General features: G+C 60.0%; 13 protein-coding genes and 1 pseudogene. 12 read left to right on the top strand and 2 right to left on the bottom strand.

Annotated elements, in window-relative coordinates:
* Positions 1 to 1,173, top strand: coding sequence for a type IV secretion system protein VirB10 (gene virB10 / locus ATB98_RS24060; protein WP_066878281.1), 1,173 nt, complete (start codon positions 1 to 3; stop codon positions 1,171 to 1,173).
* 10 nt (positions 1,174 to 1,183) lie between these two features.
* Complete coding sequence (gene virB11, locus ATB98_RS24055; RefSeq protein ID WP_066878279.1) at positions 1,184 to 2,182, top strand: P-type DNA transfer ATPase VirB11; 999 nt, start codon at positions 1,184 to 1,186, stop codon at positions 2,180 to 2,182.
* 137 nt (positions 2,183 to 2,319) lie between these two features.
* Here the strand turns inward: virB11 and ATB98_RS24050 are convergent, their stop codons facing one another.
* Positions 2,320 to 3,687, bottom strand: coding sequence for an MmgE/PrpD family protein (locus ATB98_RS24050; protein WP_066878277.1), 1,368 nt, complete (start codon positions 3,685 to 3,687; stop codon positions 2,320 to 2,322).
* Positions 3,688 to 3,727: 40 nt separating this feature from the next.
* On the opposite strand from ATB98_RS24050, the gene ATB98_RS24045 reads away from it, so the two are divergent.
* The 8 genes from ATB98_RS24045 to ATB98_RS24010 all read left to right on the top strand — a co-directional run bounded on the left by ATB98_RS24045 (position 3,728) and on the right by ATB98_RS24010 (position 13,229).
* Entirely contained in the window at positions 3,728 to 4,702 is a 975-nt protein-coding gene (locus tag ATB98_RS24045; RefSeq protein ID WP_174551916.1) for a LysR family transcriptional regulator, read from the top strand.
* Between the two features lie 37 nt (positions 4,703 to 4,739).
* Positions 4,740 to 5,645, top strand: a complete 906-nt coding sequence (locus ATB98_RS24040) for a LysR family transcriptional regulator (RefSeq protein ID WP_066878273.1) — start codon at positions 4,740 to 4,742, stop codon at positions 5,643 to 5,645.
* 177 nt (positions 5,646 to 5,822) lie between these two features.
* Positions 5,823 to 6,767 carry an ABC transporter permease gene (locus ATB98_RS24035; protein ID WP_066878271.1) on the top strand — a complete coding sequence of 315 codons (945 nt, stop codon included), beginning with the start codon at positions 5,823 to 5,825 and terminating at the stop codon, positions 6,765 to 6,767.
* On the top strand, positions 6,764 to 7,582 hold the full coding sequence (locus tag ATB98_RS24030; RefSeq protein ID WP_066878269.1) for an ABC transporter permease: 819 nt from the start codon (positions 6,764 to 6,766) through the stop codon (positions 7,580 to 7,582). Before ATB98_RS24035 ends, ATB98_RS24030 begins: the two co-directional genes overlap by 4 nt.
* Entirely contained in the window at positions 7,579 to 9,207 is a 1,629-nt protein-coding gene (locus tag ATB98_RS24025; protein WP_066878267.1) for an ABC transporter ATP-binding protein, read from the top strand. Before ATB98_RS24030 ends, ATB98_RS24025 begins: the two co-directional genes overlap by 4 nt.
* 1 nt (position 9,208) lies before the next feature.
* Positions 9,209 to 10,072 carry a serine hydrolase gene (locus ATB98_RS24020; protein WP_066878265.1) on the top strand — a complete coding sequence of 288 codons (864 nt, stop codon included), beginning with the start codon at positions 9,209 to 9,211 and terminating at the stop codon, positions 10,070 to 10,072.
* A gap of 24 nt (positions 10,073 to 10,096) precedes the next feature.
* The gene (locus ATB98_RS24015; protein WP_066878263.1) at positions 10,097 to 11,641 is read left to right on the top strand and encodes an ABC transporter substrate-binding protein; all 1,545 of its coding nucleotides are present in this window, start codon (positions 10,097 to 10,099) and stop codon (positions 11,639 to 11,641) included.
* Positions 11,642 to 11,780: 139 nt separating this feature from the next.
* On the top strand, positions 11,781 to 13,229 hold the full coding sequence (locus ATB98_RS24010) for a M20 family metallopeptidase (protein ID WP_066878261.1): 1,449 nt from the start codon (positions 11,781 to 11,783) through the stop codon (positions 13,227 to 13,229).
* Positions 13,230 to 13,568: 339 nt separating this feature from the next.
* Here ATB98_RS24010 and ATB98_RS24005 read toward each other — a convergent pair whose 3' ends face one another.
* Positions 13,569 to 14,045 (bottom strand): Lrp/AsnC family transcriptional regulator, encoded by a 477-nt coding sequence (locus ATB98_RS24005; RefSeq protein WP_066878259.1) that lies wholly within the window; start codon positions 14,043 to 14,045, stop codon positions 13,569 to 13,571.
* A gap of 144 nt (positions 14,046 to 14,189) precedes the next feature.
* Between ATB98_RS24005 and ATB98_RS24000 the strand changes: the two genes are divergently transcribed.
* Positions 14,190 to 15,209, top strand: coding sequence for a 1-aminocyclopropane-1-carboxylate deaminase (locus ATB98_RS24000; protein ID WP_066878257.1), 1,020 nt, complete (start codon positions 14,190 to 14,192; stop codon positions 15,207 to 15,209).
* Positions 15,210 to 15,260: 51 nt separating this feature from the next.
* Positions 15,261 to 15,677, top strand: a pseudogene (locus tag ATB98_RS23995) (transketolase); the annotation flags it as partial.
* Between the last annotated feature and the right edge of the window lie 77 nt (positions 15,678 to 15,754).

Here is a 15,754-nt window from a genome sequence, read left to right as displayed (position 1 = left end):
ATGATTCAGGAAGACGAAAGCCGGGTTCCCGGCGAGCGGGCCGAAACGGTTCCCGGCAGGAAAGTCGACAACAATCCCGTCCTGAAGCGCGGCGCGGTGGCGCTGGCCGTCGTTGCCTTTGTCGCCTTCGCCCTGTGGTCGATGAGCGGGGAAGGCAAACGACAGGAAAATCCCCAGCCGGAGCGGGTCGTCATCCGACAGACGACGAACTTCGAACCGCCCAAGGAGAAAGTGGAACCGGTGCAGCCGCTACCGGAAGTGAAGCTGCCGACGCCCGTCGTCACAGAAGAGGTGAAGGCGGAAGATCCGCTGCTCGACTCGGCGCGCCGGGCGCCCGTCATGGCCTACAGCGGCGAAGCGAGAAACGCGAGGTCGCGCCGTGACACCCAAAATTCTGCCATCTCGACGGACAGCAATTTCCTGCCGCTCGCTGGAAACATGATGGGTCAGAATACGGCCGACGCCGACGAACAGCGGTTCGACGGGCTGCTCAGGCCGACGAAGCTTGAGGGCTCGCGCGCCGGCACGCTCGGCAATCGGAATTTCATCGTTGCGATGGGAACCTCGATACCCTGTGTCCTGGAGACTGCCATGGCATCCGATCAGCCCGGCTTCACAAGCTGCGTGATCAACCGTGACGTCCTCTCGGACAATGGCCGGGTCGTGCTGATGGAGAAAGGCACGCAAGTGGTCGGCGAATACCGCGGCGGGATCCAGCGTGGACAAAAACGGCTCTTCGTGCTCTGGAACCGTGCGAAAACTCCGAATGGCGTCATCGTCATATTGGCCTCGCCGGCGACAGATGCGCTCGGCCGGGCGGGCGTCGACGGCTATGTCGATACCCACTGGTGGGAGCGGTTCGGAAGTGCGCTTCTCCTTTCCATCGTCGGCGACGCTACAAGCTATGCCAGCAGCCGCCTGCAGAACAGCGACGTTGACGCTGAGAACACCACACGCGCCGGTCAGCAGGCCGCAGCGATCGCAGTCGAACAATCGATCAATATTCCGCCGACACTCTCGAAGCACCAGGGCGAACTCGTCTCGATCTTCGTGGCCCGCGATCTCGACTTTTCCGGTGTTTATGGATTGCGGGTGACCGAACCGAGAAACAAGGTCCTGGACCGGGCGGTGTTGGGGGATTTCCGCCCACAAGCGACGCTCGTGACGAAATAGGGTAAGGGCGATGACCGAAGGTTCCGACGCGACGGTCGTTCGTGAACTGCTCTCGCCGTTCGCGCCGTTCCTCGATGACCCGTCGCTCTACGAAGTGATCGTCAATCGGCCCGGGCAGGTGCTGACGGAAGGCGCCGGCGGTTGGCGTACCCATGATCTGCCGGAGCTTACCTTCGAAAAGCTGATACGCCTTGCCCGGGCCGTGGCCAGCTTTTCCCATCAATCCATCGATGAAACCCGACCGATCCTGTCGGCAACGCTGCCTGGGGACGAACGGGTGCAAATCGTCATCCCACCTGCCACGACCAGGAACATGGTCAGCGTCACCATCCGAAAACCCTCGTCGGTGACGCTGAGTCTGGAGGACCTGGAGAAGGGTGGGCTATTCGCTGACGCGACGCCCGCCAGCGATGGGATCGGCGCAGCGGACTGTAGACTTATCGATCTGCATCGAAAGGGCGCCTATGCGGACTTTCTGCGCGAGGCGGTGCTGGCGCGCAAAAACATCATAATTTCCGGGGCGACGGGTTCGGGCAAGACCACCCTCTCCAAAGCGCTCATTCGCCATATTCCGGATCGTGAGCGGATCATTTCGATCGAAGACACGCCGGAGCTCGTCATCCCGCAATCGAATCATGTGCGGCTGCTCTATTCCAAGGGAGGGCAGGGGCGCGCCAAGGTCGGCGCGAAGGAACTCCTAGAATCCTGCCTGCGTATGCGTCCCGATCGAATCCTACTACAGGAACTGCGCGACGGGACGGCTTTTTATTACGTCCGCAATGTCAATTCCGGGCATCCGGGCTCGATCACGACTGTGCATGCGGACTCGGCGGAGCTGGCGTTTGAGCAATTGACCCTCCTCGTGAAAGAATCGGAAGGCGGTCGGGATCTGGAGCGGGATGATATTCGAGATCTTCTGAAGGTCGCGATTGACGTTGTCGTGCAATGCAGACGCATCGATGGGCGGTTTCGTGTGACGGAAATTTCTTTCGAGCCGAGACACAGATAGGTGCCTCATCGCAATGGAAACGTGGTGAATTCATAATACGTATACGACGAAGCAAAGCTTTCACGCATGCAACCCTCGCACGTCAGACACAGGAGGCCTGATGATATCAGGGGTTCGACGTTAATCCTTTTTCAGGATCAGCGGCCATCTGAGATCAAGTTCCAGAATGCGTTGTCACAAGACAGGGTTTCAGAATCTGCCAGGGCGCAAAGCCGTTGGAAAGAGGCTTCGGAACTGGGCCGATCTGCCCAGCGTAAGCAATCCGTGAACTTAGCTTTGCGTTCGTGATAACTCATCGGTGCTTCGAGCGATCCCTTCGCGTGCAGGCGGGACTTCCTGTAAATGCGGCCGTCGCGCATCGTGACCATGACGATATGCGGGAGGCGCTCCACGCCTCTCTCCTCTTCGGCCGAATAGGACTGCATTTCGATGCGTGGCATAAATTCCCGGATTTCCGGCCGCTCGATCTCCTGTCGCGTAAAATCCGAAAGGCTAAGGGAGCCTTTGATGAAAGCTGTGGCGAGGCAATATTGCATCGAGAAGCGGGCCTGCATCTCGTCCGTGGGGTCGGGATAGGCGAGGTTGCGGGCAGCCGATAGGCCGACTTTGGTCTCGATCAGGGCAATGTCATCTGCCGCAAGCTCATGCTCCTGCTTCAGATCCAGAAGTGCGTCAATCGCGCGGTGGGTCGAGGCGCAGCAGGGATGGCGCTTGGTCACCGTTCCCCGGCTCTCGATGATATGCTTCTCCTCGAATGTCAGACCTTCCCAGCCGCTGGCCTCATCACCCCCGAAAAGATCGAGGAAGCCTTGCGGTCGCTCGAGAATATCCGGTCTCCCGCTCATGCCCGCAAAGGCCATACGCGCCGCATCCACGGCATTGCGCGCGGCGATCCCCGCGTGCAGCGGCTTGGCGGTGGTACCGAATTGCCCTTTCGGGCCGCAGGCGAAGCTCGTCGCGAGGCTCATGGCGGCAGCCATGCGCTCTTCGTCGGCGCCTAGAAGCCGTGCCACGCCAGCCGCGGCCCCGATGCTCCCGACCGTCGCAGTCGCGTGCCAGCCCCTGTTGTAGTGAGAGGGGTTGACGCCAAAACCGACCGCTGCCTGCGCTTCCAGCCCCGCCAGATAGGCCTCGAGAAATCGTCTTCCGCTCGTGACCTTGCCGCTCGTCAGAACCGCCAGCAGCGCCGGGACCAGCACTGCGGAAGCGTGCGCCCTCGCCGGATGGAAATTGTCATCGAAATCAAGTGCATGAGCCGCCGTTGCGTTGATGAGCGCGGCAAGCGACGACGAGGCGGAGCCGCCGGTGACGAGGCGCGCTTCACCGCCTTGGGCGATTTCCGCGCCGAAGGCGCGAGTGAGTGCGGCGACGCTTTCATCGTTCCTGCCGGCGATCATGCAGCCGATGGTGTCCACTGCAGCATCCCTTGCCCGGTCCATGGCAAGGTTTGAGAACGTCGTTCGAGACAGGAGCTGTTCTGCGATCTTCCGGAGAATGGTGGCCATTGACGAAAGTCCTTCCGTGAGTTTGGTTTCTTCGCGGAAAATGTTCAACTTTCTGCAAGCTCGCAATCTTATGCGGTTTGCGGATAGGACTATCGATATCGGGGATGGAATGGCACGCGACAGCAGTGCGGCGATCAGCTTGAAACATATCGAGGCCTATGACGCCATCGCCGCAACCGGATCGACGATCGCCGCCGCTGCCGAACTCGGGATATCGCAATCTAATGCCAGTCGGCTGTTGCAGCAATTGGAGGACTATCTCGGCGTCCGGCTTTTCGAACGGGAAAAGAACAGGCTTCAACCGACCCGTGAAGGGCTACAGCTCGGCCCGGAAATCCGTGCCATTTCCGACCGGCTACGCGCCTTGAAAACCGCGGCGATGGAACTCGAGAGCGGCCGATCGCGCGAGATCATGCTGCGGCTAGCCTTTCCTGCCAGTCTTTCATCCACGCGCATTCCGAAGCTGGTGAAAAACTTTCTCGCAGCGAACGGTCCGATGCGCGTCGAAGTCGCATCCGGCAGTTATCTAGCCATAGAACGGATGGTGGCCGACGGCGAGGCTGATCTCGGTTTCGCGCGTCTACCATTGATGAGCCCGGGATTGAAACAGGAGAAGGTCCTGTCGTCGCGGATCATTTGCGCCCTGCATAAAGATCATCCCAAGGCGGGGAGCGAGCTATTGTCGGTCGGGGATCTGAAGGGTCAGGATCTGATCATGCTGAACAGGGAGCGACCGGTTCGCCACGAGCTTGAGGCCTTGTTCTACAAGGCCGGCATCCGCCAACGCCCCTTGCTCGAGGCGCATTCGGTCGCGAGCGCCTGTGCGCTTGCGGCGCAGGGGCTGGGCATTGCGCTGGTCGGCGAGATCATCGCTCGTGAATATGCCACGCCCCCGCTGCGATTCATTCCGCTCGAACCGGAGCTGCCGGTTGCCTATGCTCTGATCAGCGGAGAGAAATCTCCGCTGCCCAGGGCCGTCAGCCTTTTTCTTCAAAGCATTTCGGACTGGGCATGACGACGCTGCTCGTGCCGTTCCGGGGGACCGCAAGCGCATGAATATCAAGCAACTGGAAGTCCTGCGCACACTTCTGGCGACGGGGTCGACGATTGCCACTGCGAAGGCGATGGGTCTCAGCCAGTCCGGCGTCAGCCGCCTGCTCCAGCAGCTCGAGGCGGATCTTTCGATGTCGCTTTTCGTGCGCGACAAAGGCCGTCTCGTCCCAACCCCCGAGGCCTTGCTTCTTGCTCGCCATGCCGAGAACATACTGCTGGCGGTCGATCGCATGTCGAGCCACGCGGAGGACCTGAGAAGCGGTGCCGCCGGCCCGGAGATTGTCCGCGTCGGCCTGCCGAGCAGCATGTGGGAGCATTTCGCGCCGGCAATGCTGGCCGACTATATCCGCGATTTTCCCGGCGTACGGATCGAAACCTTTTTCGAGACGACGACCGCCATCAACAAGCTGGTCGAGCAGAGGGTGATTGATTTCGGCTTTCTGCGCATGGAAGGCGAGAGCGGATCGGGTATCGAGGTCGAGCGCGTCGCGACCGGAGAAAACGTGTGCGTCGTCCCGAAGGATCATCCGCTTGCGGAGCTGGAGGAAATCACGGTGAAGAATCTGCGGGACGTGCCGCTCATTCTAATTGGCCGCCAACGGCCGAACCGCATGGCACTCGACCAGACATTCCAGCGGGCAGGCGTCAAGCAGATCGTCAAGATCGAGACGCATACCAATAGTTCCGCCTGTTCCTACGTCGCGCATGGCCTCGGCGTTACAATCATCAGCAGTTTCTATGCGAATCTCTATCGCCACCTGCCGGTAGTTCATCGTCCTTTCGTGCCGCGCACGACACAGGAATTCGGATTGGCGAGGGCGATTGGTACTCCGCTCTCGATAGCCGCCCATGCGCTCAGCGACGCCTTGAAGCGGCAGATTCAGCTTTCCCAGAAATGTTTTTAAGAACAGCTTACTAGCCTGATTCTTGGTTTAATCACGCTCGCTTTGGTTGCTGCGTTATTCCGCATAGACTTATGACAAAACTGCATAATATTGCGGATATTTCTTCATTCGATCATAGTCTGCGCAACGAAACCGATGGCACCGGGTACTGTCCGTTGCCACTCGCGGGGAACAAAAATGCTGAAATTCGTTCTGAACCGCCTTTTGATGGCATTGCCGACGATCGTGCTCGTTTCGGTGACGGTTTTCGCGCTGATCCGCTTCATACCCGGCGATCCGGCGGCCCTCATGCTGGGTGACATGGCGCAGCCAGATCAGATCGCGGCGATGCACTCCGAACTGGGCCTCGACAAATCGCTCCCGGAACAGTTCCTCATCTGGACCGGTAATGTCGTGCAGGGTGATTTCGGCCGCTCTATCGTCAATGACGAGGCGGTTCTGCCGCTCGTCGTGTCGCGCTTCCTGGTTAGCGCCGAAATCGTCGTCGTCGCCGTCCTTCTGGCGAGCCTCATCGCCGTGCCGGCCGGCGTCATCGCCGCCTGGCGGCAGAACAGCCTGACCGACCTGGCGCTGGTCGGTACGGCCACAATCCTCCTGTCGATCCCTACATTCTGGCTCGGGCTCCTTTTGCTGCTGTGGTTTGGTCTGAAACTCAGTTGGTTGCCTGTCCTGGGCTATGTTTCGGTCGGCAGCAATCTCACCGGTGGTCTGCTCTACCTCGTGCTGCCGATTATGACCCTGGTCATTCACGAGATGGGTGTCTTAATCCGCATGGCACGCGCCTCGACGCTGGAAGTCCTGCGTCTCGACTACATCACCCACGCCCGGGCGAAAGGTCTATCCGAAAGTGCCGTCCTTTGGCGGCACGCCTTCAAGAATGCCTTCGGTCCGACCTGGACGGTCATCGGCCTCATCCTTGGCAATCTGCTCGGCGGCATTGCCGTCATCGAGACGGTCTTCACCATCCCGGGTCTCGGTCGTCTGATGGTCGATAGCATTTTTGCTCGAGATTACCCCGTCATCCAGGGATGTCTCCTGTTCGTTTCGCTTTCCTATGTGCTGGTCAATTTGGTCGTCGACCTGCTCTATCCCTTGTTCGATCCGCGGGTTGTCGCCGAATGAAAAACTTCACGTTCAATGGCTTGATCGGCAGCATTCTGATTGCCGCACTGCTCCTCTCGGCTGCCCTCGGCCTCTTCTGGAGCCCGTATGATCCGATGAAGCTCGGCTTCACGGCGCGGCTGGAAGCACCGAGCAGCGCCCACTGGCTCGGAACCGACGAATTCGGTCGCGACGTTCTTAGCCGCCTGCTTGTCGGCGCTCGGGCGAGCGTCTGGATCGGCACCTTGACCGTCACCTTCGCAACGGTCTGCGGCACGCTGATCGGCCTCGTCAGCGGTTACGCCCGCGGTTGGATCGATGCAGTCATCATGGCTGTCAATAATGCACTTCTCGCCTTTCCGGGGATCCTTCTGGCGCTTGGATTGCTCGCCGTCTTCGGCGCCAACCAATATGGGATCATCTTCGCGCTGGGCATTGCCTATTCTCCCTCCATGGCTCGTGTCGTTCGCGGCGCCGTCCTGTCGCTGCGCGAACGGGAATTCATCGAGGCTTCCAAGGTGATGGGTAATGGCGAGCTCTACACCATGTTCCGCCATATCCTTCCCAACTGCGTCGCCCCGATAACCGTGCTTGCGACCTCGATGTTCGGCTGGGCGATCCTTTCGGAAAGTGCCCTCAGCTTTCTCGGTCTCGGCGTTCCGCCACCGGCGCCGACCTGGGGCAACATGCTTGCCGCCGGGCGGCCGTTCATCGAGCAGGCAGTTTGGCTCGGTCTCTTTCCCGGACTTGCGATCGCCCTGACGCTCCTCGGTATCAATCTTCTGGGCGATGCTCTTCGGGACAAACTTGATCCGCGCATGAGGGGGCTGAAATGACCAATGAACCACTTCTGAGCGTCCGCAATCTGTCGCTCCAGGTCGCCAGGACCGGTGTCGAGGTCGTCAAGAACGTCAGCTTTGACATCGCGGCGGGCGAGATTTTTGGCATCGTCGGGGAAAGCGGATCGGGCAAGACGCTGGCAACGCGCGCCCTGATCTCGCTACTGCCGGCGCCCATCAGAGTGATTGGCGGCTCGGTCGCCTATAAGGGACGTGACGCGCTCTCGATGAAGGTCCCGCAATTGCGTCGGTTGCGTGGAGGAGAAATCGGGGTCGTCTTCCAGGAACCGATGACCTCGCTCAATCCGTCGATGACCATCGGTCGCCAGCTCGAGGAGGGACTGCAGCTTCATACGAAGCTTTCGCAGGAAGAACGGCGGGGCCGGATCCTTGCCATGCTGAACCGGGTCGGTATCCGCGATCCTGCCGGGGCGCTCACTTCCTATCCGCATGAGTTTTCGGGCGGCATGCGCCAGCGCATCATGCTGGCATCCGTCATGCTCTTGAAACCGGCGCTCTTGATCGCCGACGAGCCGACGACCGCGCTCGATGCCGTGATCCAGCGCGATGTCATGGAATTGATGGTGGAACTGACGCAGGCGGAGGGCACTGCCGTGCTGCTGATCAGTCACGATTTGCCGATGGTTGCTCGCTACACGCACCGCATCGTCGTCATGGAAAAGGGCGTTATCGTCGAAGAAGGGAGAACCGCGGATCTGCTCGACGCACCGCAGCGTGCCTATACAAAGAAATTGCTTTCCTCCCTGCCGTTTCGAGGACCGACGCGAACGATCGATAGGACCAAGGCGCCGATGGTCTCGGCGCGCGATATCGTCGTCGACTATGGCGGTCGCCGGTCACTGATGAAGAAGACAACGCCAAAGCGAGCGCTGCATGGCGTCAGCATCGATATCCACGAGGGCGAGGTCGTTGCTCTGGTGGGAGGTTCGGGTTCTGGCAAGACCACGCTCGGCCGCACCATCGCCGGGTTGGTCCGGGAGAGCGAAGGCAATATCCGGTTCGGCGGACGCAGCCGCAACGATGACTGGATGGACTATCGGCTGAACTGTCAAATGGTGTTTCAGGATCCTTATTCCTCGCTCAATCCGCGCATGACCATAGTCGCGCTTGTGGAAGAAGCGCTGCGGCTCCTTCCCGACCTTGACGCTGCGGCAAAGCGGAAGCGCGCCCTGGAGACACTGGAGGAAGTCGGCCTTGGGTTCGATTATGCCGGTCGATACCCGCATGAGCTTTCGGGCGGCCAGCGCCAGCGCGTGGCGATCGCCCGTGCCATTGCGCGCCGCCCGAAATTCCTGATCGCCGACGAGCCGGTATCGGCGCTTGACGTGACGGTCCGGGCGCAGGTGCTCGAACTCCTGTCCGATTTGCAAAAACGCTACGGGTTTTCCTGCCTGTTCATCAGCCACGATCTCGGCGTCGTTGAACAGGTGGCCGATCGCGTCGTCGTCATGCAGGACGGCCGGATCATCGAAGAGGGCGACCGCAATACGGTTTTCGACAGCCCGAAGGAGGCCTATACGCAAAGGCTTCTCTCGGCCATCCCCGCCCTCGACCACAATGCGCAGGGCGGCGTGACCCTAAAATGGCGCCTGGAGAACTGACATGACGACCGTGATTGAACCCGGAAAGCTCGCGGAGCGTTTGAACGCGATCTGCGATGCGCAGCCCTTCGTAACGCGCTTCATGGTACGCGCACTGGCAAGCGGCGAAGCGGTCGGCAGGGGCGCGGATGAGGAAACACCCTCCGCCAGCACCCGAAAGACCTCGATCATGATGGCAGCCTTGAAGGCCGCGCATCACGGCCGCCTGGATCTGGACGAACGGATCACCTACGAAAAGCGTTTCGCCGAGGAAGTGGCGAGCGGCATGTTCCGCTATCTGACGCCGGGTATCGTCATCTCGCTGCGCGATGCCATCACCGGTATGATGGTGCTGAGCGATAATGTCTGCACTAAGATGGTCTTCGAAAGGCTGACCCTCGAAGAGGTCGACAGTTATTGCAAGTCGATCGGCATGACGGGCACCAACCATCGTTTCCTGATCCCTCCCTTGGCGCTGTCGCCCGACCATTCGTTGAAGGCCGTCACCACGACGACCGCGCGCGATCAGGTCTATCTATTGCAGACCATTCTTGACGCGCAGAATTCACAGAAAGCGGCGGACCGCCTCGGCTGCTCTCAGGCGCTGTGCGCCTATGCGCTTCAGACCCTGAGGAATCAGATCCTGCGCTATGCCATCCCATCGAGACTGCCGTTCGGGGCTGTCGTCGCTCATAAGGGCGGCACTGGAAAGCGCGGCCGCATGAATGCGGGTATCGTCTATCGCGACGGTTCCCCCTTCTACATCATCGCCGCCTATACCGACGGCGTGCCGCAGGAGATGCCGGATGGAACCCCCGGCTACACAGTCGCGCTCGAAACCATCGGCAGGCTTTCGCGTGCCTGCTGGGATGAACTCCAATCCTAACAATACATAAAAGAGGGTAGAACAATGCATAAGCTTCTTCTTGCAGGCACCATGTTGATGGCGATGACCGGTGTGGCGAACGCCCGCGACATCGTCGTGGCTCAAAGCTCGGATCTGCGCAGCAACAATCCGGGCGTCAATCGCGACGGCAATACCGATGGCGTCATTCTGCACATCGTCGAAGGGCTCGTCGGCTACGCCAACAATGGCGAGGTCAAGCCGCTGCTGGCAAAGAGCTTCGAAGTCTCGGCAGATGGGCTGACCTACAGCTTCAAACTGCGCGACGACGTGAAATTCCACAACGGCAAGAAAATGACCGCCGATGACGTCGTGTGGAACTGGAACCGCTATCTCAAGCCCGAAACGAAATGGACCTGCCTTGCGGATTTCGATGGCAGCCGCAACGTGCATATCACGGAGGTCAAGGTAGCCGACGCTTCGACCGTCATCATAACGTTGGAAAAGCCGTCCGCAGTTTTCCTCGGCCTGATGTCGCGCCCCGAATGCGGTTACACGGGCATGATCTCCCCGGAATCGGTCGGCGCAGACGGAAGCTTCATCAAGCCGATTGGCACCGGCCCGTTCAAATGGGACGAATGGAAGAAGGGCGAATACATCCACCTCGCCAAGTTCGACGACTATGTCTCGCCTCAAAACGACGGTAAAACCGACGGCATGGTCGGCTCCAAGCGCCCGCTCGTGGACGGCATCAAATTCATGGTTATTCCCGATGCGTCGACGGTCAAGGCCGGCCTGCAGTCGGGCGTGCTCGATGCGGCGGAGATTTCACCGGATCTCATTCCTGAATTCAAGGCAAGCGATACCCTGCAATTGATCGTGGCGCGCAACAACGGCAAGAACCTGTTCTACATTCAGACCCGCGATCCGGTCCTCGGCAAGCCCGGCGTTCGCCGCGCAATGGCGATGGCTCTCGATCTCGATCAGCTCGTCGAGGCGGCATCAAACGGCACCGGCACGGCGAATGGTTCGATGATTTCGCAAGACTCGCTCTATTTCGACGCCGTCCAGAAGGAGCGTCTTCCCTACGACGTCGAAGCCGCGAAGAAAGAGCTGACGGAAGCTGGCTACAAGGGCGAGCCGATTACGATCATCGCCAACAAGCGCAGCAACGTGCCAAGCTTCCCGGCCGCGGTGATGGCGCAGGCCATGATGCAGCAGGTGGGCCTCAATGTGCAGATCGAGGTGCTCGACTATGCGACGCAGGTGGATCGCCGCCGGTCCGGCAACTATCAGGTCATCTCGCAATCGGTCGCGCCGCGGCTCGATCCGGCTTTGATGTACGGCTTCTATGTCGGCAGCAAGGACAAGAACGCTTCCTTGATGTGGGACGATCCGAAAGCTGTCGAGTTGATGAAGGCCGCCTATGCGGAGTCCGACCGGACGAAGCGTCAGGCGATCTTCGATGAGTTTCATACGATGATGCTCAAGGAAATGCCGGGCATCTTCCTCTATGACGCGGTCGATGTCTGGGGCGCCACCAAGGAACTGAAGGGCCAGCCCGTCTGGCAATCGAATACCCGCCTTTGGGAAGTCTCGCTCGACGATTGAGCCTGAGTTGCCGCGCGGCCCGATCGCCTCGGGCGCGGCCATTCCGCTTCGACAACCGACATGAGATCCGACAGGCAGACCTGCCGGGTTCGGTACCACTCGTCCCTGCGGCGGCAGGGGGAACAGCGAGGAAATGCCCATGAATCTCGACGCGATCAACTCGATTGCCGCGACGATCGAAAAGATGAAGCCGGATTATAGTGCTCTCAGCGATAGTATCTGGGATTTCGCGGAGCTGAAGTTCGAGGAGCGGCGTTCGTCGCAACTGCTGGCAAGGACGCTCGAGGAAAACGGCTTTGCCGTGCGCCGAGGCGTCGCGGACATGGAAACCGCCTTCATCGGCGAATTCGGCTACGGGAAACCGGTGATCGCTTTCCTCGGTGAATACGATGCCCTGGCTGGAATGAGCCAAACGGCAAACGTGGCCGAGCCCCACCCCGTGACGGTGGGGGCGACCGGCCATGGCTGCGGGCACAATCTGCTTGGCGTCGGATCGCTTATGGCGGTGATTGCACTTGCCCGCCACATTAAGGAGAACAACCTGCCCGGCACACTGCGCTATTATGGCTGCCCGGGAGAGGAGGGCGGTTCCGGCAAGACCTTCATGGTTCGCGCTGGCGCATTCGATGACGTCGATGCCGCCCTGACCTGGCATCCAGCTCCGTTCAACGGTGTCCGTTCGACAAACAATCTTGCCGTTCTCGAATATTACTATCGCTTCAGGGGCATCGCCGCACATGCCGCCAACAGCGCCCATCTCGGCCGTTCCGCGCTCGACGCTGTCGAACTCATGAATGTCGGTGTCAATTTCCTGCGCGAACACATGCCGCAGGATTGCCGCGTTCACTACGCGATCACGGATAGCGGCGGCACGGCCGCAAACGTCGTACAGGCCAAAGCCGAGGTTCTCTATCTGCTCAGGGCGCCCGATATGCCGCAGGCGCTCGAGCTTGCCGGGCGAGTGGAAAAGGTTGCGCGCGGCGCAGCCATGATGACCGAAACCGAGGTGGAGATCGTGTTCGACACGGCCTCGACGAACCTGCTTCCCAACATCACGCTCGAAACGGCAATGCACGAGAACATGGTCGCACTCGGGCCGATAGCCTTCGACGAGGCCGACATTGCCTTCGCCAGAAAGATCCAGGACACCTTCACGCAGGAAGCGATCAGCAGCAGCATCCGCCTTTATCAGATCAGGGGCGACGTGTTCTCCAATGGCAAGCTCGACGGCTCTATGCCCTTGCATACGGGTTTGCGGGAGTTCGAAGGAAAATCGCATTTCCGGGCAGGATCAACCGATGTCGGCGATGTCAGCTGGGTGACGCCGACCGCGCAATGCTGGACGCCAGCCTGGACGATCGGCACCAATCCCCATACCTGGCAGGTCGTTGCACAGGGAAAAAGCCCGGCCGCGCATAAGGCCATGGCGCATGCGGCCAAGGCGCTTGCGGCCACGGGCCTCGCGTTGATGTCGTCATCCGACCTCCTGGCAGCGGCGAGAGCCGAATGGCAGGAAAAGACCAGCGGAAAAGCCTATGTGTGCCCAATTCCCGACGATGTGATGCCCGCATCAGTTCATAGCCGGTGAACTTCTAGGGTCCGCGATTCGATTCGATTCAGGGCGAGGGATGCTCAATCGACTGCACGAAAGCGGCGATCTCGGCGGGCTGTTTGGGTCCGAACTGTGTCGTTTGCGAGGGGGCGCGTGAGGAACGTCTTGATCACTCTCGCCATCTCCGGTCCCTGGAGCGAGATTGTCGTGCAAATAACCCGGAATGATCGTCAGTCGCGTGCGCGAGAACTCGATTCAATGCCAGCCCAGTCCCGAATGTCAGCCCGAACAGGCCGAAAAATTCAGCGATATTCAGCATGGGAGCCGGAAACGTGATCGGCAAGGATCAGCAACACCGCACCTATCGTTAATCGTTCAGAACGGCAACCGCGCGCTTTCCTTGACTTCCTTCATCACGAAGAAGGTTCGCGTCTGCCGGACGCCCGGCAGCGCGATCAGCTTCTCGCCATGCAACTTGTTGAAATCCGCCATGTCGCGAACGCGGATTTTCAGGAGATAGTCGAAATCGCCGGCGACCAGGTTGCAATCCAGAACTTCTTTCAACTCCATCGCGGCGCCCTCAAATGCCGCGAAACTCTCCGGCGTAGAGCGATCGAGCACCACGCCAACCATGACCAACGCGCCAAGCCCGACTGCTGCGGGCGCGACCTCGGCCCGCACGCCGGTGATGTAGCCCTCGTCGAACAGCCGTTGCGTCCGCCTGTGGCAGGTCGCGGCACTGACATTCACGCGCTGCGCCAGATCGGCATTTGTCAGCCGGCCGTCGGATTGTAAGGCGCGCAGGATCTTGAGGTCGATCTTGTCAAAATCTGCTGTGGAAGTTTCTTTCATTGTCTCACCAATTTATTGAAGATTATCTTCGTCGTGTCGAGAATCTAAGGCAATAAGAGAAATTCGGCAACAAATTCAGAGAACACCTTTCACGTATTTTCTCCTATTCTCCGGCCTCGAAAATCGGCATGGAGGCCTTGATCGATGTCACTGCTTGAGAAGTTCGAACGTTACCCACTCACTTTTGGCCCGACGCCGATCGAGCATCTGCCGCGGCTGACGGCGGCTCTCGGCGGCAAGGTGCAGATCTACGCCAAGCGGGAGGACTGCAATTCCGGCCTCGCCATGGGCGGTAACAAGCTCAGGAAGCTCGAATATATCGTGCCGGATGCGATCGCCTCCGGCGCCGATACGCTGGTGTCGATCGGCGGCGTGCAATCAAACCATACCCGCATGGTTGCTGCCACCGCCGCCAAGATCGGTATGAAATGCGTTGTCATCCAGGAGAAGTGGGTGCCGCATTACGATGCGGTCTATGATCGCGTCGGCAATATCCTGATGACGCGGCTGATGGGAGCGGACAGCCGATTGGTTGACGACGGCTTCGACATTGGCGTCCGCAAAAGCTGGGAGGATGCGATCCAGTCGGTGAAGGATACCGGCGGCAAACCCTATCCGATCCCAGCCGGAGCCTCGGTACACAAATACGGCGCACTCGGCTACGTCGGCTTTGCAGAGGAAGTCGCGGCACAGGAGAAAGAGCTCGGCTTCACCTTCGACTATATCATCGTCTGCGTCGTCACCGGATCGACCCAGGGTGGCATGATCGTGGGCTTCGCGGCACAGGATCGGGCCGAGCAGGTGATCGGCATCGATGCATCGGGGACGCTCGAGCAGACCCGCGCGCAGGTGCGCAACATCGTCGATTCCACCGCCGAACTGGTTGGCCTCCACCGAGCGATCCGCGAGAACGAGATCGTCATCAATCCCGATTATGCCTATCCCGCCTATGGCGTCCCGTCGGAGGAAACCAATGCGGCAATCCGGCTCGCGGCCCGCACCGAGGCGATGATCACCGATCCGGTCTACGAGGGCAAATCCATGCAGGGACTGATCGACCTGATGCGCAAGGGCTTCTTCCCGGAGGGGTCTCGGGTTCTCTACGCCCATCTCGGCGGCGCGCCGGCGCTGAACGGCTACAGCTACTACTACAAGGACGGCTGAGTCCTTGGCCGAATTCTGTCCCCTTTCGTCCTTCTCCTTCGGAACACGGCGATGACCGACACCAGCCATCTCAAGATCATTGAAAAGCGCCTGCTCTGGCTCTCCCACTGGATGATCCATCACGCGAACCACATTCGGCCGAAGGCCGACGGCATCAAGACCGGCGGGCACCAGGCGAGTTCGGCCTCGGTCGTATCGATCATGACCGCGCTCTATTTCTCGGCGCTCCGGCCGGAAGATCGCGTCGCTGTCAAGCCGCATGCGTCGCCGGTTTTTCATGCGATGCAATATCTGATGGGCCGGCAGACGCGCGAGAAGCTCATGAACTTCCGTGGGTTTGGCGGCGCGCAGAGCTATCCGAGCCGGACCAAGGATATCGACGACGTCGATTTCTCGACCGGCTCCGTCGGCCTCGGCGTCGGCATCTCCGCGCTCGCCTCGATCGTGCAGGATTTCGTCCGCGCCGAGTTCCGGCCAATCATCCGCTTCGGGTGATGCGTGATCTGGTGAACGCCGCGCTTGAAGCGCTGGATGGGTCGTTTGCG

The sequence above is a fragment of the Sinorhizobium saheli genome (genome assembly GCF_001651875.1).
Classification (GTDB): domain Bacteria; phylum Pseudomonadota; class Alphaproteobacteria; order Rhizobiales; family Rhizobiaceae; genus Sinorhizobium; species Sinorhizobium saheli.
This window is presented reverse-complemented; position numbering and strand designations above follow the sequence as displayed.

Excerpts from the sequence above, each read along its gene's own strand:
- virB10 (WP_066878281.1), top strand. The coding sequence starts at position 1 with ATGATTCAGGAAGACGAAAGCCGGGTTCCCGGCGAGCGGGCCGAAACG.
- virB11 (WP_066878279.1), top strand. The coding sequence starts at position 1,184 with ATGACCGAAGGTTCCGACGCGACGGTCGTTCGTGAACTGCTCTCGCCG.
- ATB98_RS24050 (WP_066878277.1), bottom strand. The coding sequence starts at position 3,687 with ATGGCCACCATTCTCCGGAAGATCGCAGAACAGCTCCTGTCTCGAACG.
- ATB98_RS24045 (WP_174551916.1), top strand. The coding sequence starts at position 3,728 with ATGTTCAACTTTCTGCAAGCTCGCAATCTTATGCGGTTTGCGGATAGG.
- ATB98_RS24040 (WP_066878273.1), top strand. The coding sequence starts at position 4,740 with ATGAATATCAAGCAACTGGAAGTCCTGCGCACACTTCTGGCGACGGGG.
- ATB98_RS24035 (WP_066878271.1), top strand. The coding sequence starts at position 5,823 with ATGCTGAAATTCGTTCTGAACCGCCTTTTGATGGCATTGCCGACGATC.
- ATB98_RS24030 (WP_066878269.1), top strand. The coding sequence starts at position 6,764 with ATGAAAAACTTCACGTTCAATGGCTTGATCGGCAGCATTCTGATTGCC.
- ATB98_RS24025 (WP_066878267.1), top strand. The coding sequence starts at position 7,579 with ATGACCAATGAACCACTTCTGAGCGTCCGCAATCTGTCGCTCCAGGTC.
- ATB98_RS24020 (WP_066878265.1), top strand. The coding sequence starts at position 9,209 with ATGACGACCGTGATTGAACCCGGAAAGCTCGCGGAGCGTTTGAACGCG.
- ATB98_RS24015 (WP_066878263.1), top strand. The coding sequence starts at position 10,097 with ATGCATAAGCTTCTTCTTGCAGGCACCATGTTGATGGCGATGACCGGT.
- ATB98_RS24010 (WP_066878261.1), top strand. The coding sequence starts at position 11,781 with ATGAATCTCGACGCGATCAACTCGATTGCCGCGACGATCGAAAAGATG.
- ATB98_RS24005 (WP_066878259.1), bottom strand. The coding sequence starts at position 14,045 with ATGAAAGAAACTTCCACAGCAGATTTTGACAAGATCGACCTCAAGATC.
- ATB98_RS24000 (WP_066878257.1), top strand. The coding sequence starts at position 14,190 with ATGTCACTGCTTGAGAAGTTCGAACGTTACCCACTCACTTTTGGCCCG.